This is a genomic window from Emticicia fluvialis (assembly GCF_024793945.1).
GTDB classification, from domain to species: Bacteria; Bacteroidota; Bacteroidia; order Cytophagales; family Spirosomataceae; genus Emticicia; species Emticicia fluvialis.
This window is the reverse complement of the sequence record NZ_JANUSD010000015.1, coordinates 140,190-159,114: the sequence shown is the minus strand read 5'-3', so window position 1 is coordinate 159,114 and position 18,925 is coordinate 140,190. Positions and strand designations below refer to the sequence as shown.

Here is an 18,925-nt window from a genome sequence, read left to right as displayed (position 1 = left end):
AATGTATCTTCATCTTCTCTTTGTGTTGCACCTCTAAGATAACACTTTTTAGAGGAACAAAGAAAAATCCCCGCGTCTTTTTTGACCGGGGATTCCTATTTTTAGACCTTTTTAGACAGCCTCATTTTTATAACACTTCCTTAATACTCGTCGCCGAATTCATCACTAAAATAACGGCTGCTTGGTGCGTCTTCCTCGTCATCAAATTTGCTTGCTTTCGGGGCCATTTTTTTCAGAATACCTATCTGCCCGTTATGGTACAAATCATGGTTAATAATACCATGCAGCAGGGTATAGAAATCATATTCGCTACCCGGCACTATTTCCAGCAGAAAACTATCATCTTTTTCTTCCAGACTGTTCATCAATTCATCATGGCTCAGCGTCAATTCCATCTGAAGGGTCTCCCACTCAAACTCGTCAATCTCTTTTAAATTACCCCAGTTTTGCTTCTCAGTTTTGATGTCAAAATCCGCTTCACCCTGAATCTTCTTTAAAACGAAGATTCTCCAGGTGGTCATATGGTAAACTAATTCAGCAATAGTATGAATTCCTTTCTGACGCGCTCCGGCGATTTTAGGCTTTATATCTTTCACATTCTCTAAAACCGACGGACCATGCCACGAGCCACCATGAAAAGCGGCATTCAATAAAGTTTTAATTCTGTCTATTTCTTTTGTTTGTAGTTCTTCCATTATCTTATAAATCTATTCTATTTTTTCTTTAGTAAAAGGCTGGCTATTATTCCCAAAGCACCCAAATCATACCTAAATGGTAGGTATCGTGCTGTATGAGGCCGGTAAGCAACTTATAATAGTCGTAATCCTGCCCGGGTACGAGCTTAACAAGCAGGGTATCGTCAAATTCATCAAGTTTATTCAGCAATGCTTCCTGATTTGCCCGCAGTTGCTCAACCAGCCTTGGCCAGTTGCTTTTGGTGATATCTTCCTCAGTGCCATAGTTGTCTTCGTCCGTTACCAGATCATACCTGATGTTGCCATCAAGTTTTTCCAGAACAAACTTTCTCCAGGCTCCTAAATGGTACACTATCTGACAAATAGTATGTTTGGAGTATTCTTTTTTCACGTCAACCACATCTAAAGACATGGAGTTCATAAATTCCATAACAGACGGCCCATGCCAGGCATCTCCTCTGAAAACAACATCCAAATTGTCGATAATCCTATCAAGCTCATTACGATTCATAAGCACCACTCTTAATTTTCGCCAAAAATAGCATTTAATTTCCGCACTGCAAATTTGCGGAAAAAGGAAAGACGCGAATTGTTAGCTATTATAAAATATTTATGAAATTTATCGGGTTCATTTCACTTGTTTTGCCACACAGGGGGTCTTTTATCTTTAAAAGCAAGTATTCCCTCCTGTGCATCTGCCGAATCGCGTATTTCTTTCAGCAAACCCAAAAGAAATTGATTTTGTTCATTTTCAGGTACATTGGCTAATTGATGATAAGCTTCTATTCCCTTTCTGATAGCATAAGGAGACCCACTCAGGATGGTCTCAATCAATGCACAAGTATCCATATCAATGCTGTCAGCAGCTGAAATATGCGTAACGATTCCTAAATCAAGCGCCTCTTTGGCCGTGTACTTTCTGCCAAGTATAGACAGCTCCAGTACCTTTCGCGGAGGCATGATTTTCAATAATGCAGCCATTACCTGCATCGGGAAAACCCCTCTTTTTACTTCAGGCAAACTAAAGTTTGCCTCTTGTGTGGCTATTACAAATGTGCAACCACCTGTTATCATAAATCCACCTGCCAGCACATCGCCTTTAACAATGGCTATGCTTGGTTTATAAAGAGACCTAAACACATCGCCCAGCGTAACTTCCCTGGCCAACGCCGGTAATTGTGTATTTACCACATCCAGCCGGGGGTTCTGAAAAACATGCAAATCCATACCCGCACAAAAAACAGGTCCTTCAGCCTGCAATAGAACGCACCAGATGGTATCATTTGCCTGAGCATAAGCAATTGCCAGGGCCATTTCGTGCACCATGGTCGGGGTAAAGGCATTCCGTTTTTCCGGCCGGTTAAGCGTAATGCTAAAGACATTATTTTTTTGTTCTGTCTTTATCAGCATCAAATCAATATCAGGAAAACGTGCCACGTCTGCATCTGAAAAAAACATCAGTTAATCAGGTTTTGGAAAGCTAATTTAAGCGAATTGATTGAGTTATAGTCAGTTTCCGACTTGAAATTAAGTAAATTTTCGGTTGGCATATTCCCAACCAGCTCATCTGCGGCCATCGGGCACCCACCATATCCAAGCAAAGCTCCGTCGAATCTCCTGCAACCGGCATCATAAGCGCTTTCAATTTTTTCTTTCCAGGTCTCAGGCGTGGTGTGCAGATGCGCACCGAATTCAAGTTCCGGATAATGCAGATTCAAATTTCCGAACAAATAGCTGATGGTTTCAGGATTTGCCACCCCGACGGTATCAGAGAGAGAGAAAATTTCTAATCCCAGTGTTTTCAGTTTTTGTATCCATTCCAAAACAATTTCAGCATTCCATTCATCGCCATAAGGGTTACCAAAGCCCATTGATATATAAGTTACCAGCTGCTTATTGTTTTTTACACAAATATCCTGAATGGCCCTTACCCTTTCCAGCGACTCGGCAATGGTAGCATTTGTATTTCTCAACTGAAATGTCTCAGATACCGAAAACGGATACCCCAGATAAGTAATTGCCTCATATTGAGCGGCTTCTTGCGCACCACGCTCATTGGCAATAATAGCCAGTAATTTGGTGTCGGTTGCAGTAGTATTGAGGCCTGCTATAACCTGGCTGGTATCGGCCATTTGTGGAATTGCCTTGGGCGACACAAAACTGCCGAAGTCGATGGTATCAAACAACCGGCTTGCAAGCAGTTGGTTAATGTACTCAATTTTTTTTTCAGTAGATATAAAGTGCTTTATTCCCTGAATGGCGTCGCGTGGGCATTCTATTATTTTCATGGTATTTATCTGGTAATTTCTCTAGCTATCACAACCTTTTGTATCTCAGATGTACCCTCACCAATGGTGCAAAGTTTGGCATCGCGGTAATATTTTTCAGCCGGATAGTCCTTCGTATAACCATAACCGCCATGTATCTGAACGCTTTCATTGGCTACTTCTACTGCGGTTTCAGAGGCAAATAACTTGGCCATGGCCGATACCTTAGTTACCGTTTGATGGTTATCTTTAAGAAAACCAGCTTTTCTGGTCAGTAGTTCTGCGGCTTCAATTTTAGTGGCCATTTCAGCAAGTTTAAAACTTACACCCTGAAAACTGACGATAGGCTTACCGAATTGTTCTCTTTGCTGTGCATATTTTAAGGCCGCATTTAGTGCACCTTTGGCAATGCCTAATGATAACGCGGCTATCGAAATACGGCCTCCATCGAGTATTTTAAGCGACTGCACAAAGCCTTCGCCTACTTTTCCAAGGATATGGTCTTTAGGCACGCGGCAGTTATCAAAAAACAGACAGGCGGTTTCACTGGCGCGCATGCCCAGTTTGTTTTCTTTCTTACCAGCCGAAAACCCGGGCGTGCCTTTATCGATAATAAAAGCCGTCATACCGTGCGAATCTCCTTTTTCTCCTGTGCGGGCAATAACCACGGCTACTTCAGAGCTGATGGCATGGGTAATAAAGTTTTTTGAGCCATTAAGCACAAAAAAATCGCCATCTTCAATGGCTGTAGTGGCCATTCCTCCGGCATCAGAGCCTGTTCCGGTTTCAGTAAGGCCCCATGCGCCAATCCATTGGCCGGTTGCCAGTTTAGGCAGGTATTTCTGCTTCTGTGCTTCGTTTCCGAAAGTGATTATATGATTGGTGCATAATGAGTTATGCGCCGCTAACGAAAGCCCGATTGAGCCGCAAACCTGTGCTACTTCATCAATTATGCTGATGTACTCCTGATACCCAAGACCTGAGCCTCCGAAGGTTTCCGGTACCAGCACACCCATAAAACCATATTCACCCATTTTGTGGAACAGCTCTGTGGGAAAAATCTGTGCTTCGTCCCACTCCATAACATGTGGGCGTATATAGTTTTCGGCAAAGTCTTTAGCGCTTTGCCTGATCATTTCTAACTGCTGGTCTGTATCAATTCCAAAAACTGTCATATCTTTATAAAGGTTTGTTGATAAATTAGTTGCAATACTAATTATTTTTTTGACAACTATTTAACATCTTTGCAAATAAATTGTTAAATACTAAGAAATAATATTAATATTTTGTTCTACTAACGTTAAAGAATGAGCGATTATGCAAAATATAGAGACATTGATAGAAGAATTGCACCTGAAGACAGAACAAATAAAACTGGGTGGTGGTTTGAAAAAAATTCAGGCGCATAAGGCAAAAGGCAAAATGACTGCCCGCGAAAGAATAGAATACCTGATAGATAAAGAAACAGAATTGACAGAATTTGGGGTATTTGCAGGCGACGGTATGTACGAAGAAGACGGTGGATGCCCGAATGGTGGCGTGGTTTGCGGCATTGGCTATGTAAGCGGCAAAATGTGCGTGATTGTATCAAACGATGCTACGGTGAAAGCCGGAGCGTGGTTTCCGATAACGGCTAAGAAAAACCTGCGAGCGCAGGAAATTGCCATGGAAAACCAACTGCCCATTATTTATCTGGTCGATTCAGCCGGTGTGTACTTACCCATGCAGGCAGAGGTTTTTCCTGACAAAGAGCATTTCGGGCGGATATTCAGAAACAATGCCCAAATGTCGTCAATGGGTATCCCACAGGTAGCGGCCATTATGGGTAGTTGTGTAGCTGGCGGGGCTTATTTACCCATTATGTCAGACTACGCACTGATTGTTGAAGGCACCGGGTCGGTTTTTCTGGCTGGCTCTTACCTGGTTAAATCATCTATCGGCGAAGACATCGATAATGAAACGCTGGGCGGCGCAAGTACACATTCTGAAATTTCAGGTGTTACCGACAACAAATTTCCTGATGATAAATCATGCCTGGATGAAATCAGAAAGATATTTGATAAAATGGGCCATAACCCCAGGGCTGGTTTCGACAGAAAGGCAACCGTTTTGCCTAAAAAAGACCCGAAAGAAATCTATCAGATTCTACCCGCCGACCGTTCAAAACCTTATGATATGGTAGAGATTATTGAACGTATAGTAGATAATTCTGAATTTGACCAATACAAAAAAGGTTACGGGCAAACGCTACTGTGCGGCCTGGCAAGAATTGATGGCTGGGCTTTAGGCATTGTGGCTAATCAGCGCAAGATAGTGAAATCAAAAAAAGGCGAGATGCAGATGGGCGGGGTTATATACTCCGACAGCGCCGATAAAGCCGCCCGGTTTATTATGAATTGTAATCAGCAGAAAATACCTTTGGTTTTTTTGCAGGATGTAACCGGCTTTATGGTAGGTAGCCGCTCTGAACACGGAGGTATTATTAAAGACGGCGCCAAAATGGTGAACGCCATGGCCAACTCAGTGGTGCCAAAGTTTACGTTTATTGTGGGTAATTCTTACGGGGCAGGTAACTATGCCATGTGTGGCAAAGCCTATGACCCCCGCCTGATTTACTCTTGGGTAACCGGCCAGATGGCCGTCATGAGCGGGGCATCTGCTGCCAAAACACTATTGCAGATACAACAGGCTACATTAAAAGCAAAGGGAATTGACATTACAACCGAGAAAGAACAGGAGTTACTGAATACCATTACCGACAGATATAACTCTCAGCTTAGCCCTTATTATGCCGCAGCAAACCTATGGGTAGATGGCGTAATTGACCCGCTGGAGACACGTAAAATTATATCAGCAGGTATTGAAGCCGCCAACCATGCCCCTATTACCAGGCGATACAATGTTGGGGTGATACAAACCTGAAGTTTATCTATCCACTGTAGTTTTTGCGTTTTAGTTTCCTCTCCTTTTTTGAGGAGGGGTGGCTATTTATTGTAGACAGGCAGAAAAATTGACGGGGCTGGTTTATGGCACTACATTAATTTTCAATATACCTTAGCGAGGTTTACAAAACACATCACACGCGCCACCAGGCCTTTTCAGGATACTTTTCACCTAAAACTATCGGTTCTCCTATCATAGGGGTAGTTACAGGCAGGTTAAGCTTTTGGGCAGCCGGCATTAATCGCTCAATGGGTTCATACCAGGGGTGGTTGGCCAGAACAAACTTTGCCCAATGCACAGGCAACAAAAGCCTTGCGTTCAGGTCGAGTGCTGCCTGTGCCGTTTGCTCCGGAAACATGTGTATATAAGGCCAGTCTTCACCATATTGCCCGTTTTCAATCATGGCAATATCAAACGGGCCATACTTATCTCCTATTTCTTTAAAATGGGTGTCGTAGCCAGAGTCTCCACCTAAAAACAAACGGTAACCATGCATATTTACAATAAAGGCCGACCACAACGTTTTGCCTCTGGTCAGGCTGCGGCCTGAAAAATGTCTGGCAGGGGCAGCAATAATTTCTATATCCCCGGCAACCTGGTGTTTATCCCACCAGTCAAGCTCCACAATTTTTGCGGGGTCAACACCCCAGTACTCAAGATGAGAACCCACACCCAACGAAACATAGAATTTTTTCACTTTGGGTATAAATTCAAGAATGGTCTTGTAATCCAGATGGTCGTAGTGGTCATGCGACAAAAACATCATGTCAATTGCAGGAAACTCACCCACTTTATATGCGTCAGTACCATTAAAAGATTTTACAAAGCCCCCTACCGGAGAAGCCGCACCACTGAAAACCGGGTCAATCAGAACGGTTATATCTTTAGATTTAATGAAATAAGATGAATGACCAAACCAAACAATAGTGGGCGAATCTGCTTTCAGGTTTATCAAATCTGTTTTGACCGATGGAATTACCGCAGATGGTTTGGTATCTTTTGGTCTGCTAAAAGTATTCTGAAGCATCTTCATGTAAGATGCCTCTTTGCGCATTACCTCAGTAGGTGATAGATTCTGAAACGAATCATTCTTGTAATGAGGCGAACGAAGGATTCTTTTGAGCCTTAGGCCAAAGGGGTTTTTCCCGAAAAATTTCTGACGCATAAATAGAATTGAACCAGTTGCCGACACGGTTATAAAGGCAGACAGAGCAATGAATGCCCTTCGTGAAAATTTCATATAATGGGTTTTTAAAGCCACTTAATCACCATATCAATCATCTTTTCTATCCGGCTGGTATATGGAGGATGGAACATACCGAAAGTTGAAAATTTGTTTTCAACCACCGCTTTTTTATTAGAAAATTCCTCGAAACCATATTTACCGGACGACTTCCCGATGCCTGAATTATTTACCCCGCCAAACGGCAGGTTGTTCTGTAAATAATGAATGGTGGTTTCATTGATAACCACAGCACCTGATGACGTATTATTCTGAAAATAATCAATATTGGCGCGCTTTTTACTGAATATATACAAGGCCAGCGGTTTTTCTCCCGCAGTTATGTATCTGACCACTTCTTCGTTCGACTCAAACTCCAGTATGGGTAGCACAGGGCCAAAAATCTCCTGCTGCATAACCTCCATGGCAGGGTTTACGTTGCTAACCAGTGTTGGCTCAATATAGTTCTCGGCAGCTATAGTATTTCCACCAACGGCAATTGTAGCACCTTTGGCAACGGCATCATCAATCAAACTTTTTATACGGCTAAAATGTCTGGCATTTACAATTCTGCAATAATCAACCGATTTCGCCACGTCATCACCATACATTTTTTTTATGTACTTATCTGCCTCTTCAATAAACCTGGCAGTTTGCGACCTGTGAATCAGAATATAATCGGGCGCAATGCAGGTTTGGCCATTGTTCAGAAATTTCTCGGCTGTTATGGTCTGGGCTGCCTTTTTTATATCGGCTGTTTCATCAATAATGGTGGGCGACTTGCCCCCCAGTTCAAGCGTAACCGATGCAAGGTACCTGGCAGCAGCCTGCATAACTACCTTACCAATAGCAGGGCTGCCCGTAAAAAATATGTGGTTAAAAGGCATACTTAGCAACACGGTTGCCACTGTAGCATCGCCTTCTACTACCGTAATTTCATCGGCCGGAAACAAGGCTTTTATCATTTCAGCTATCAGCTTTGAAGATTCAGGCACAAGCTCTGATGGCTTAATGATAACCGCATTACCAGCCGCAATTGCCTGCAGCAAAGGTTTTAGTGTCAGGTTAAACGGGTAATTCCAGGGGCTTACAATCAGGCAGTTACCTTTAGGCTCATGTACAATCTTGCTGGTAGTACCCATCATCTTTAGCGGTGTTTCAACACTTTCGGGCCTCATCCACTGGGCCAGATGTTTAATAATGTGCTTTCCTTCGCTTATAACCGGCATTACCTCGCTAATCTTCACCTCAACCCTATGCTTGCCGTAGTCTGCACTTAATGCCTCAGCAATGCGCTCCTGGTTGGCCAACATCCAGTCCATTACTTTTCTTATTTTCACAATGCGTTCTTTGGCAGTGGTAGCTGCTATACCGGCAAGGTTTTTCTTTTGTGCCTGAAACAAAGCAGATATGTCTGTTTCATTGGCTACATGCAGTTGGGTCATAAGGTTGTTGAGTTTATTGTACACTAACAAAATTCAAAAAAATATCTTGAAAAATTCAAAAAACTTTCAAAAACAAAACAATTTGGTGATTTGCTAAAATTTTTAGATATTCGGCAGGTAATTGAGCACCAATTACCTGCCACAACCAGGTGGCCAATCTGTTTTTTACACAATTGAGCAAGGCCAGATGTCTTTAATTAGTAATAACCTGAAATACCTGAGGCGCCTGAACGGATTGACACAAGAGCAGTTTGCCCAACGAATAGGCACCAAAAGAGCCAATGTTGGGGCTTATGAAGAAGAACGTGCCACCCCGCCTGTTGATACCCTGAAAACCATAGCCGGTCTTTTTGGCATTAGCGTAGACGATTTTGTACAGAAAGACCTGAAAAATCTGAGTGAAACCACCCTTACACCAATCGGCATTGATACCAGACAAGGCCCGCAGAACCTGTTCGATTTCCAGTCTGGAAACACCGAACTGAAACCCGGCACGCCATCACAAAATAATTTATTCAATACTTCAGGCCCGCATTCATTTGCTTCAGAGCCCAAACGAAGCGGCAATAATATACAACTCATACGCCGTTTTCAGTTTAACGAGTACCTTATGCGTAGTAAGGACGTCAGTTTTCTAAAAACCCTTACTGATTTCCAACTGCCAACTTTACCTTTTGGTGAATACCGCGCCTTTGAAGCCACCGAAGATTTTGCCTTTGAGGGTGCCTTACTGATAGGCTCGCTGGTTAAAAACTGGTACGATATAGCCGATGGCAAAAATTATGTGCTTGTTACCAAAGCGCACGGAATAATCTACCGGCGTGTGTATAACCAGGTAAAAATAAAAGGCACTTTGCTGTTGAGCTCTGATAACCAGCGTTTCCCGAGTATTGAAATTTCTATGAATGATGTGATTGAAACCTGGGAAATAAAAGCCTTTGTAAGCCAGGTTCTGCCTGAACCAAGTATCAGTTTCGACAAAGTGAACAATCTGGTTGATGAACTGAAATTTGAATTGGAAAGACTAAAAAAATAATCCTGAACGCCTATTTACCATTGCTCGCAGATTTGTACCACTAATGACAATTAACTCTAAACAACCCCATGTGGGTACCACTATTTTTACGGTCATGTCTCAACTGGCCGCTGAAACCGGGGCATTGAATCTTTCGCAGGGCTTTCCGAACTACAATTGTTCTCCGAAGCTGATTGAGTTGGTAAACCATTACATGCAAAAAGGCATGAACCAATATGCCCCTATGGCAGGCATAATGCCTTTGCGGGAAATACTGGCGCAAAAAACCGCCGATGTATATAATCTGCAGTATAACCCGAACGATGAAATTACCATTGTTTCTGGCTGTACTGAAGCCATTTATGCTACCATGGCAGTTATTGTGCATCCGGGCGATGAAGTAATCGTTTTTGAACCGGCCTACGACAGTTACGTACCGTCTATAGAGTTAAATGGCGGTAAGGCTGTTTATGTAACACTAACAGCGGCCAACGACTTTGCCATTGACTGGGCCGAAGTAAAAACAAAAATTACCGAGCGGACCAGAGCCATTATGCTGACAACACCGCATAACCCAACAGGCAAGTGCTTAACCCGTGAAGACCTGAACCAGCTGGCAGATGTAGTGAAAGGCACAGATATTTTTATAATGTCTGATGAAGTTTACGAACATGTCATTTTTGATAGCAGACAGCATTTGTCGCCGGCTATGCACCCTGCACTTAAAGAGCGTACGTTTTTATGTGGTTCGTTCGGTAAGACTTTTCATACAACAGGCTGGAAACTCGGTTACTGCATGGCGCCTAAAGCATTAACGGCCGAGTTCAGAAAAACCCACCAATGGATAACCTTTGCATCGCCCACACCCATGCAATATGCCTTTGCTGATTTTATGAAAGACCCAGACAATTATCTGTCGGTGCGTGCTTTCTATGAAGAAAAACGCAATAAATTCATTCATTGGCTGAAAGGCTCAAAATTTACATGGAAACCCGCCGAAGGCAGTTTCTTTCAGATGCTTTCTTACACAGCCATTACCGACGAACCGGATTATGACCTGGCCGTAAGGTGGACAAAAGAAATTGGAGTAGCGTCAATACCGGTTTCGGTGTTTTATCATAACCGCTACGATAACAAAATACTAAGGTTCTGTTTTGCAAAAGACGATGAAATGTTGGAAAAAGCAGCAGAAAGGCTTTGCAGATTATAAAAAAAGACAGGAAGCACTTGCGTGCTTCCCATCGCCACTTAAACCCCGAAAAAATTCAGGCTTTAACTTTTTCTACTTCCGGTTTTGAAAACCGGATTACTGCCTTGATACTCCGGGCCAGGTATTTTGGCATAAAGCTGCAAAATATTAAGCCAAAGCCTGTAAATAACAAGGTTTCGGTATGTGCAAAAAAGGTTCCGGCTGTAAGAATACCCATCACCAGAATGGTTGAAAAAGGTAAAGAAAAAGCCAGTACCAACACTGCAAATTCAATGTTAAAAGTGCGCTTCTCTTTCGGAACATGATTGTTTTCTTCTTTAAGAGCAACCGCCGACATGTGCGCAAAAGGCCAGAAACTACACGAACTCAACGGTACAACCACCGCCAGCAAAACCATAGCAGGCGAAGAAATACCAAAAATGGTAATTATAAGCACGCTAAACAAAATGGTAATACCCGCCCTGAATAGCAAAACCGAACTTACCAATCTGATTTTACCTTCTTTCAGCTGAACTGCCAGACCAATGTAAATAAGTATCATTGGGGTCATGAGCATACTGGTGCGGTTGAAAATCTCAGATATTACAGGCGGAAGGTCTTCAAAACTGATACCAAAGCTTAAAAATGCAATTGCCAGTAACATAACTATATTAATAGGCTCTTTTACCAGGCTTAACAAAAGGCTTTTCACCTTCCCTTCTTCTTTCACCTCATGTGCCTTGTTGTTTTTCAGGTACAGATTCATGGCTACAAAGTATAGAAAATTAAGCGCAAAAAATTTATTGCCTACGTCGGCCATTGCTGCTTTGGCCAGTGCTTCTTTGCCAAGAAACTCATGAATAAAAGGGAAACTTGATAAACCAGGCGCCAATGACGGCATCAACATGGTAAGCGTACGGCCTGCTGAACTGTCAGTTTCAATCTTAAACAAAGCCAGAATATAAGGCATCGACAAATAAATAAAGAAATTAAATGCCAATGTTATGAGTGGATATACAATAAGTGTAGAATCAATCTTTACGCCCATTAAAGCCACAAAAACCGTAGAAGGAAGCGCCACCGACAATATCATTTCTTTAATGCCATTCAGTTCGGTTTTATTCCTGATTTTCGACCTTAACCCCAAACCAATCACAATAAGTAGTATGAGTATACAAGTTTTTTGAAGTGCTACTGCCATGAGAAATTGTAGATTTAGGAAAATACATTCCTGCAATGCCCCGGCAAGAGTAAGAAACTCCTACCCGGGCATCAGTGAATAATTTTGTATGTCTCTTAAATTAGCTAAGCTCTCCAAGTGTTTTTACAAAGAGCTTCATTTCGTCCATAGTGCCGATACTTACGCGGCACCAGGTTTTCTTCTGGATGTCGAACGTACGGATGCCTACACCTTTTGAATACATTTTGGCAAGGAAATCACGGCCATCCATCGCAATCGGGAATATCACAAAGTTGGTATAAGACGGTATATATTTGTAGTTCATTTTATCAAGGTTGGCATACAGATAGGCCTTAGCCTCAGAGTTCAACTTTTTGGTAGTAGCCTGAAACTCCATATCTTCAATACTTGCCGATGCAGCCAATACCGAAGTATAAGAAATACCCATACCGCCTCTGGTTATGTTCTGAATCTTATTCAGGAACGACGGCAGCGCGGCAATGTAACCTACACGCAAACCGGCCATACCCATAATTTTAGAAAACGTACGGGCAATAATAACATTTTTGTTTTGCGCCAGTAAAGAAACCATACTTTGGGTTTCGGTGCCTTCGGCCAGTTCCAGATAAGCTTCATCAATAAAAACCGGAACTTTCTCAGAAACTCGTGAGCAGAAATCAAGCAGTTCTTTACCAGATGTAATACTGCCTGTAGGGTTATTAGGGTTGCAGATGTAAACCAGCTTGGTATCGGCATCAATGGCAGCTTCCATGGCAGGCAGGTCATGCGACCAGTCGGCTTTGCAAGGTACGGCTTTCCACTTAGCGCCTACCGACTTGGCAACGCTCACCAAAGACATATAACAAGGGTCTGCTGAAACTATGTTTCCGCCATGCATAAACTGCACAATCGCTACTTTCTCTAACAAATCAGACGAACCCGGCCCCATCATAATATGATTCGGCGTTACACCCGGCCCTTCTTTTTTAACAATTTTGCCAACCAGGTCGCTCAGTTCTTTCCAGGCATATCTGTTACCTAATGATACCGAGTCTACCACTGCCTGCTTTGCACTGGCGGGTGGCCCGTATGGGTTTTCGTTGGCATTGAGGCGAGCCTTTAACTGCGTAACATCAGGCGGATTGCTGATGAAGTGTTCGCGCATTAAAGGAGTATAATATAGTCTGTTTTTATTGTCTAACATTACAGGAGTGTTCGGAAATGCACCCATACTTAGTTGTGGGGCAATTACCATTCCACCAAGGGTCATCAAGCCTGATTTTAATAGGTTACGTCTGTCAATGTTCTGATTCATTTTCTTCAATGTTAAAAAGTGAAATTTGTAAGCTTTTTGTAATCTGATAGTATAAAATAAGATTAAGTGTACTTTATCTAAAACAGACAGTTGTTTAATGTGACTGAATTGATAAATTCAGAAGAAATTGGCTTGCTGAAACATTAAAGTATTGCTGAAGTACCTTAATGTGCTTATTAGAAATTATAGAAAAGTATCAACACAGGCAAAAGTAACTATAATACAAATATTTGTCAATATTTATTATCTGTATTTTTTAACGTGTTTTTTACTAATATTTATTTTTAATTAAATTATAGATTATATTTTAAACCTGTTTTATGTTTATTTTATATTTAATTCATGTTTTAATGTTAAAATTTATACTTCTAATATATTCTACAAATTGACCAATTACCAACACAATATTCTACATTATTGTACATATTCAAGTTAATATTTAAAGATTTAAACTATTTTTAATACAATATTAAAATTTTGTTAAAATAATTTGCAAGTATTTTTTATAACATATACTATTGCATTAGAAATTATTAGAAAAGTACAATAAACTTCATCAGAAACTCACTTCCGACCGCATAAGCCGAGTATCTGAACCCTAAAACATTTTGAAACTTCTTTTAAGTGAAGTTGCGGGGCTGGTAGTCTTGCCATTTAACGGCTATCGGCAATTACTGAATACCAGACACCTATTCAGTTAAAGCTCAATTTTTATAGCATTTACCTTTGGGTTTGCCCGCACTGGCATGCTTTGGGCTTGAATTTGCCTTTTTTGAAAAAAAACTAAACTTACTAAACCTTAAAGATTAAGAAGAGACAGGCTTGCACCTCTCTTGCTGACGTGGCTCCCGACTTCAATCACTGCCTGAAGCTGAGCGGTCGGAATTCTGGCAACTGATTGAGTCGGATAGCTTCGTAGAAAGCACTCACCTATCGTTTCGATTAATCCTTTACTTACACCTTACACTTATGAAAAAACACTTATACTACCTTATAGTTATGCTGCTATTGCCCCTGTGTATACTGGCACAAGACAAGGTACTTTCGGGCGTAGTAAGTTCTGCTGAAGAAGGTGCGCTCCCCGGGGTTTCTATAGCATTGAAAGGAACAGCCATAGGTACATTAACCGATGCCAGCGGAAAATTCTCAATTAAAGTACCTGCCTCGGGCGGTATTCTGGTTATCAGTGCTATTGGGTTTACTACGGTAGAAGAAAGAATTGATAACAGAACTATATATAATATATCACTGGCTGCAGATTCAAGAGCTTTAAACGAAGTAGTAGTAACTGCGCTGGGGATATCAAGAGAGAAAAAATCATTAGGGTTTTCGCAGCAGGAAGTAAAAGGAGACAACCTGGTTGAAGCGCGCTCAACCAACGTGGTTAACTCATTATCCGGCCGTATTGCCGGGGTACGTATCAGCAGTAATGGCGGGCCCGGTAGTGGCTCAACCATTCAGATACGCGGCTCATCCTCAGTATCAGGCAATAACCAACCTTTAATTGTGCTTGACGGTGTTCCGCTGCAACAACAATACGACAAACAATTCGGCGGTGGTATTTCAGAAATAAACCCCGACAATATAAAAGAAATTTCAGTTCTTAAAGGCCCTAACGCAGCAGCGCTATATGGGTCAAGGGCGGCCAATGGTGTTATCCTGATCACCTCAAAAGACGGCGCGGGCTCAAAAGGCCTGGGCATTGAATATAACGCCAACTTTACTGCCGAACGCCCACTGGTAAAACCTGATTTCCAGAATACTTATGGCGGTGGTAATGGTTATGTAACGTGGTATTCAGACGGATGGAGCGGCACGATACAGCCCGATGCCTATGACCAATACAAAGCAGCCTATGGCACGGTAACGCCCGGCAGAACAACCGGAACCGACGGAACAGACGAAAGCTGGGGAGCGCCAATGGATGGCCGCCTGGTGCGCCAGTGGTTTACAGGTAAAGATGTAGCGCCACTTACGCCGCAACCTAATAACTGGAACGAGTTCTGGGAAACCGGCACGTCATTTACCAACCACCTGGCTTTAACTGGGGCAAATGATAAAGGAAATTTCAGATTAGCCTTTGACAGGCTAGACCAGAAGGGCCTTGCCTACAAAAACGATTTTGAAAGAACCAACGTAAAGCTGAACTCCAGCTATAATCTGAATAAATTTTTATCTGCTGCCGTTTCCGGCGAATACATCAAGTCTGGTGGTAACCGCACTTACCAGAATGGCGACACCTTCATCTGGTCGCACAGGCACGTTTCATGGGACCAGCTGGCCAATTACCGTGATTACACCGGCGTACACATTCAGAGAGCAGTAGCCGGTAAGTTACCAGACACCGACCCGCCAAACTGGCAGCACACATATTTTACAAACCCTTTCTACAGCAATGAGTTTCTACCAAACAGAAACGACAAAGACCGTCTTTTGGGCAACATCACTATTAATGCCAAGCTACTGCCTTTTCTGAAACTGATGCTCAGAAGCGGCACTGACTTCTGGACTGATACACGCATCAACATTGCTAACTTTGAGCGTGTGCGTAATGGTAACCGTACACCTGGTACATTCTCTGAAGAAGTACTTCGCCGTCAGGAAACCAACCATGACTTCCTGTTTACTTTCGACAAAGGCTTTGGCAAAAACTTTACACTCGTTGCGCAGGCCGGAGGCGCAGTAAGACGCAATTATTACAAACGCAACTTTACAAACGTAGGCGAGCTGGTGGTTGACGGCGTTTATAACCTGTCAAACTCCAACCCCAGCCAGAACTCAGTAGCAAGCCGCATTGAAAAAACTAATGTACAAAGTTTATATGGCTCGGCGCAGTTTGGCTATCTCAATGCTCTGTTTCTGGACGTAACAGCCAGAAACGACTGGTCAAGCACCTTGCCTGCCAATGCCCGTTCTTATTTTTATCCTTCACTATCAGCCAGTGCTGTCATTACCGACCTCGTTAGTATTCCTAAAACAATACTATCGTTCGGTAAAGTACGAGCCAGCTGGGCACAGGTTGGTAACGATGCTGACCCTTACCAGTTAGCCCAGACATTCCGTGCCAGTGGCTCATGGAATGGTTCAATTCCGGAGTACTATGAAAACCTTACCATTTCAAACTCAACCCTTAAGCCCGAAATTACTACCGGAATTGAACTGGGTCTTGATTTAAGATTCTTTAAAAACAAAGTTGGTCTGGACCTGACCTACTATGACCAGGACACCAAAAACCAGATTCTTGGTGTGGAGATTTCAAAAGCCAGTGGATACGACAAACGCATATTGAATGCCGGCCGTATCAATAATAAAGGTATTGAAATCACCTTGTCGGGCACGCCATTTGAAACAAGAAACGGCTTTAAGTGGGATGTGGCCGTAAACTTTGCCAGAAACAGAAACCTGGTGGTTGAACTGGCCGAAGGCCTTACAACCTACACGCTGCAGGAAAGAAGAGGGCTGATTTCTATTGCACAGGTAGGCCAGCCTTATGGGTCATTGTATGGTATTGGTTTCAAACATGCCCCGGACGGACAAATTGTATATGTTGATGGCCTGCCGGTTGTTGAAACCACCCCGAGGGTATTAGGCAATATTCAGCCTGATTTTACTGGTGGTATCACCAATAATTTTTCTTACAAACGCCTGAGCCTTTCATTCCTGATTGATGTTAAAAAGGGCGGTGATTTCTTTGATGAAGGTACCGGAACAGCCCGTTGGACAGGCCAGTATGCCGAAACCGGCATTGGCCGTGAAGAAGGTATCATTGGTAAAGGCGTGAAAAACATCGGCTCTGCCGAAAGCCCGCAGTACGTGCCTAATGATGTAATAGTAGCTGCTAATCAATTATATGGCTACAATAACCCAAGAAGATACCACGAGGCTGCTATTTTTGACGGCAGCTATATTAAACTTCGTGAAGTGTCAATCGGTATCAGGCTGCCTGAATCCATTCTGAAAAAAGCCAGAATCCAGAATGCCAAACTATCATTAGTGGGCAGGAATCTGGCCATATTATTCAAAAACTCTCCTCATATAGACCCCGAGGTCGACCGCTTCGGAGGCAACTCGCAAGGGTTTGCTTATGGCGAATTACCCTCATCAAGAAGCCTGGGCTTTAACCTTTCGTTGGGCTTTTGATAACCGAGGATACAGTTTTTCATTAAAAACCTTGAAACATTATGAAATCATATAAAATTATAGCTTCATTACTGGTATCGCTGAGCCTGTCTCTGAACTCCTGCACCGACGAGTTCGACAAAATGAATACCGACCCTAACAACCCGACGAGCATCAGCCCGCAATATTTATTGCCTTATGCCATTGAGCGTTCTGTTGACCGATACTGGGGCGGCAATGCGCGTTTCGAACGCCTAAACCTGGATGGCTCTATGCTATGGATTCAGTATCTGGCCCGAAATATTTACTCAAACGAAGGTGATAACTACGGTATCACTCCAACCTTCTACAATAATACCTGGAAATCGTTTTTTAATGATGGTCTGGTGAATTTTCAGAGTATCGTTAAACAAGCAGGCCCGGAAAGCAAAACACCTAACTCCAATTATGAAGGTGCAGCAATGGTTATGAGAAGCTGGGTATTCTCGGTTCTTACAGACCTTTACGGGGCCATTCCCTACTCTCAGGCATTAAAGGGCACTGATGGAACGCCAGTTTATACGCCTGAGTACGACTCTATGGACAAAGTATATGCAGGCCTGCTGAACGATTTGAAAACTGCCAATGAAAAACTGGTAGTGGGCGGACCGGCCATTTCTGGTGATATTTTGTATGAAGGAAATATTCTGAAATGGAAAAAGTTTGCCAATTCATTAAGGCTTCGCCTGGCCAACCGGCAGGCAGCTAAGAAATCGGCCGAATCAAAATCCATAATGGCCGAGATTCTGGGTGACGCCACCAAGTATCCTGTTTTTACCAGCAATGACGACAACGCCATGTTGAAAAATACGGCCGTAAGACCCAGCAATAATGAGTGGCACGAAGTAATGGTAATGGGTAGCCGAACCGACTGGAGCATGAGCAAAACATTTGTTGACAAGCTGACTGGTCTTGGCGACACCCGCCTTTCGGTTTTTGCTAATTTGAATTCGGCAGGTAAATATGAAGGCATACCCAACGGCTTGCCAGATGCTATAGCTACCACTTATCTGAGTTCGGCCTCAACTTTGGGCAGCTTTTTCACACAGGCTACCACACCTAGTGTGATTATGACCTACAGCGAATTACAGTTAATTCTGGCAGAAGCAGCCATTGATGGCGACATCAGCGGTGATGCTAACGCCTATATGCAGGCTGGAATCAAGGCATCTTTTGACCAGTACAAAGTAGCGCTTCCGTCGGGTTATTCCGCCACTGTTGGCACTGCCACCAAAGAAAAAATACTTGACCAGAAATGGATTGCCTTGTTTGGAAACGCCGTTGAGGCCTGGACAGAATACCGCCGTACCGGTTACCCGGTTTTACCTGCCAAAGACCCCAGAGCCGTTTTTGAAAACGAGGGAGTTTTACCTACCCGTTTGCCGTATCCAACTACTGAGTATTCGCTCAATAAAGTGAGCCTTGATAAAGGCATTTCACTTAATGGCGGGGCCGACAACATGAGAACCAAATTGTGGTGGGCAGAAAAATAACAC

The 18,925-nt window shown here is 42.9% G+C and carries 14 protein-coding genes; 5 read left to right on the top strand and 9 right to left on the bottom strand.

Annotation, left to right across the window (positions count from 1 at the left end):
• Positions 1 to 140: 140 nt before the first annotated feature.
• The 5 genes from NZ848_RS17340 to NZ848_RS17320 all read right to left on the bottom strand — a co-directional run bounded on the left by NZ848_RS17340 (position 141) and on the right by NZ848_RS17320 (position 4,137).
• The gene (locus tag NZ848_RS17340) at positions 141 to 695 is read right to left on the bottom strand and encodes a DinB family protein (RefSeq protein ID WP_101727017.1); all 555 of its coding nucleotides are present in this window, start codon (positions 693 to 695) and stop codon (positions 141 to 143) included.
• A gap of 46 nt (positions 696 to 741) precedes the next feature.
• The gene (locus NZ848_RS17335; protein WP_101727018.1) at positions 742 to 1,206 is read right to left on the bottom strand and encodes a DinB family protein; all 465 of its coding nucleotides are present in this window, start codon (positions 1,204 to 1,206) and stop codon (positions 742 to 744) included.
• A gap of 122 nt (positions 1,207 to 1,328) precedes the next feature.
• Positions 1,329 to 2,153, bottom strand: coding sequence for an enoyl-CoA hydratase/isomerase family protein (locus NZ848_RS17330; RefSeq protein WP_259016558.1), 825 nt, complete (start codon positions 2,151 to 2,153; stop codon positions 1,329 to 1,331).
• Entirely contained in the window at positions 2,153 to 2,983 is an 831-nt protein-coding gene (locus NZ848_RS17325) for a hydroxymethylglutaryl-CoA lyase (RefSeq protein ID WP_259016557.1), read from the bottom strand. Before NZ848_RS17325 ends, NZ848_RS17330 begins: the two co-directional genes overlap by 1 nt.
• A 5-nt stretch (positions 2,984 to 2,988) precedes the next feature.
• Positions 2,989 to 4,137 carry an acyl-CoA dehydrogenase family protein gene (locus tag NZ848_RS17320; protein WP_259016556.1) on the bottom strand — a complete coding sequence of 383 codons (1,149 nt, stop codon included), beginning with the start codon at positions 4,135 to 4,137 and terminating at the stop codon, positions 2,989 to 2,991.
• Between the two features lie 142 nt (positions 4,138 to 4,279).
• Here NZ848_RS17320 and NZ848_RS17315 point away from each other — a divergent pair, with 142 nt between their 5' ends.
• Positions 4,280 to 5,884, top strand: coding sequence for an acyl-CoA carboxylase subunit beta (locus tag NZ848_RS17315; RefSeq protein ID WP_259016555.1), 1,605 nt, complete (start codon positions 4,280 to 4,282; stop codon positions 5,882 to 5,884).
• Positions 5,885 to 6,038: 154 nt separating this feature from the next.
• On the opposite strand, the gene NZ848_RS17310 is transcribed toward NZ848_RS17315, so the two are convergent.
• Together NZ848_RS17310 and NZ848_RS17305 are read right to left on the bottom strand one after the other, a co-directional pair.
• Complete coding sequence (locus tag NZ848_RS17310) at positions 6,039 to 7,145, bottom strand: MBL fold metallo-hydrolase (protein WP_259016554.1); 1,107 nt, start codon at positions 7,143 to 7,145, stop codon at positions 6,039 to 6,041.
• Positions 7,146 to 7,156: 11 nt separating this feature from the next.
• On the bottom strand, positions 7,157 to 8,572 hold the full coding sequence (locus tag NZ848_RS17305; protein ID WP_259016553.1) for an aldehyde dehydrogenase family protein: 1,416 nt from the start codon (positions 8,570 to 8,572) through the stop codon (positions 7,157 to 7,159).
• A gap of 187 nt (positions 8,573 to 8,759) precedes the next feature.
• Between NZ848_RS17305 and NZ848_RS17300 the strand changes: the two genes are divergently transcribed.
• Together NZ848_RS17300 and NZ848_RS17295 are read left to right on the top strand one after the other, a co-directional pair.
• Positions 8,760 to 9,608, top strand: a complete 849-nt coding sequence (locus NZ848_RS17300; RefSeq protein ID WP_259016552.1) for an XRE family transcriptional regulator — start codon at positions 8,760 to 8,762, stop codon at positions 9,606 to 9,608.
• 43 nt (positions 9,609 to 9,651) lie between these two features.
• The gene (locus tag NZ848_RS17295) at positions 9,652 to 10,797 is read left to right on the top strand and encodes a methionine aminotransferase (RefSeq protein WP_259016551.1); all 1,146 of its coding nucleotides are present in this window, start codon (positions 9,652 to 9,654) and stop codon (positions 10,795 to 10,797) included.
• Positions 10,798 to 10,852: 55 nt separating this feature from the next.
• Here the strand turns inward: NZ848_RS17295 and NZ848_RS17290 are convergent, their stop codons facing one another.
• Together NZ848_RS17290 and NZ848_RS17285 are read right to left on the bottom strand one after the other, a co-directional pair.
• Entirely contained in the window at positions 10,853 to 11,977 is a 1,125-nt protein-coding gene (locus tag NZ848_RS17290) for a hypothetical protein (protein WP_253535356.1), read from the bottom strand.
• 100 nt (positions 11,978 to 12,077) lie between these two features.
• The gene (locus NZ848_RS17285) at positions 12,078 to 13,271 is read right to left on the bottom strand and encodes a pyridoxal phosphate-dependent aminotransferase (RefSeq protein ID WP_253535354.1); all 1,194 of its coding nucleotides are present in this window, start codon (positions 13,269 to 13,271) and stop codon (positions 12,078 to 12,080) included.
• Positions 13,272 to 14,240: 969 nt separating this feature from the next.
• Here NZ848_RS17285 and NZ848_RS17280 point away from each other — a divergent pair.
• Together NZ848_RS17280 and NZ848_RS17275 are read left to right on the top strand one after the other, a co-directional pair.
• Positions 14,241 to 17,411 carry a SusC/RagA family TonB-linked outer membrane protein gene (locus NZ848_RS17280; RefSeq protein ID WP_259016550.1) on the top strand — a complete coding sequence of 1,057 codons (3,171 nt, stop codon included), beginning with the start codon at positions 14,241 to 14,243 and terminating at the stop codon, positions 17,409 to 17,411.
• Between the two features lie 41 nt (positions 17,412 to 17,452).
• Positions 17,453 to 18,922 (top strand): SusD/RagB family nutrient-binding outer membrane lipoprotein, encoded by a 1,470-nt coding sequence (locus NZ848_RS17275; protein ID WP_259016549.1) that lies wholly within the window; start codon positions 17,453 to 17,455, stop codon positions 18,920 to 18,922.
• Positions 18,923 to 18,925 lie beyond the last annotated feature (3 nt).

Bases quoted from the DNA above. Each gene is read 5' to 3' on its own strand.
- NZ848_RS17325 (WP_259016557.1), bottom strand. From the start codon at position 2,983: ATGAAAATAATAGAATGCCCACGCGACGCCATTCAGGGAATAAAGCAC.
- NZ848_RS17290 (WP_253535356.1), bottom strand. From the start codon at position 11,977: ATGGCAGTAGCACTTCAAAAAACTTGTATACTCATACTACTTATTGTG.
- NZ848_RS17300 (WP_259016552.1), top strand. From the start codon at position 8,760: ATGTCTTTAATTAGTAATAACCTGAAATACCTGAGGCGCCTGAACGGA.
- NZ848_RS17335 (WP_101727018.1), bottom strand. From the start codon at position 1,206: ATGAATCGTAATGAGCTTGATAGGATTATCGACAATTTGGATGTTGTT.
- NZ848_RS17280 (WP_259016550.1), top strand. From the start codon at position 14,241: ATGAAAAAACACTTATACTACCTTATAGTTATGCTGCTATTGCCCCTG.
- NZ848_RS17285 (WP_253535354.1), bottom strand. From the start codon at position 13,271: ATGAATCAGAACATTGACAGACGTAACCTATTAAAATCAGGCTTGATG.
- NZ848_RS17320 (WP_259016556.1), bottom strand. From the start codon at position 4,137: ATGACAGTTTTTGGAATTGATACAGACCAGCAGTTAGAAATGATCAGG.
- NZ848_RS17275 (WP_259016549.1), top strand. From the start codon at position 17,453: ATGAAATCATATAAAATTATAGCTTCATTACTGGTATCGCTGAGCCTG.
- NZ848_RS17330 (WP_259016558.1), bottom strand. From the start codon at position 2,153: ATGTTTTTTTCAGATGCAGACGTGGCACGTTTTCCTGATATTGATTTG.
- NZ848_RS17340 (WP_101727017.1), bottom strand. From the start codon at position 695: ATGGAAGAACTACAAACAAAAGAAATAGACAGAATTAAAACTTTATTG.
- NZ848_RS17310 (WP_259016554.1), bottom strand. From the start codon at position 7,145: ATGAAATTTTCACGAAGGGCATTCATTGCTCTGTCTGCCTTTATAACC.
- NZ848_RS17315 (WP_259016555.1), top strand. From the start codon at position 4,280: ATGCAAAATATAGAGACATTGATAGAAGAATTGCACCTGAAGACAGAA.
- NZ848_RS17305 (WP_259016553.1), bottom strand. From the start codon at position 8,572: ATGACCCAACTGCATGTAGCCAATGAAACAGACATATCTGCTTTGTTT.
- NZ848_RS17295 (WP_259016551.1), top strand. From the start codon at position 9,652: ATGACAATTAACTCTAAACAACCCCATGTGGGTACCACTATTTTTACG.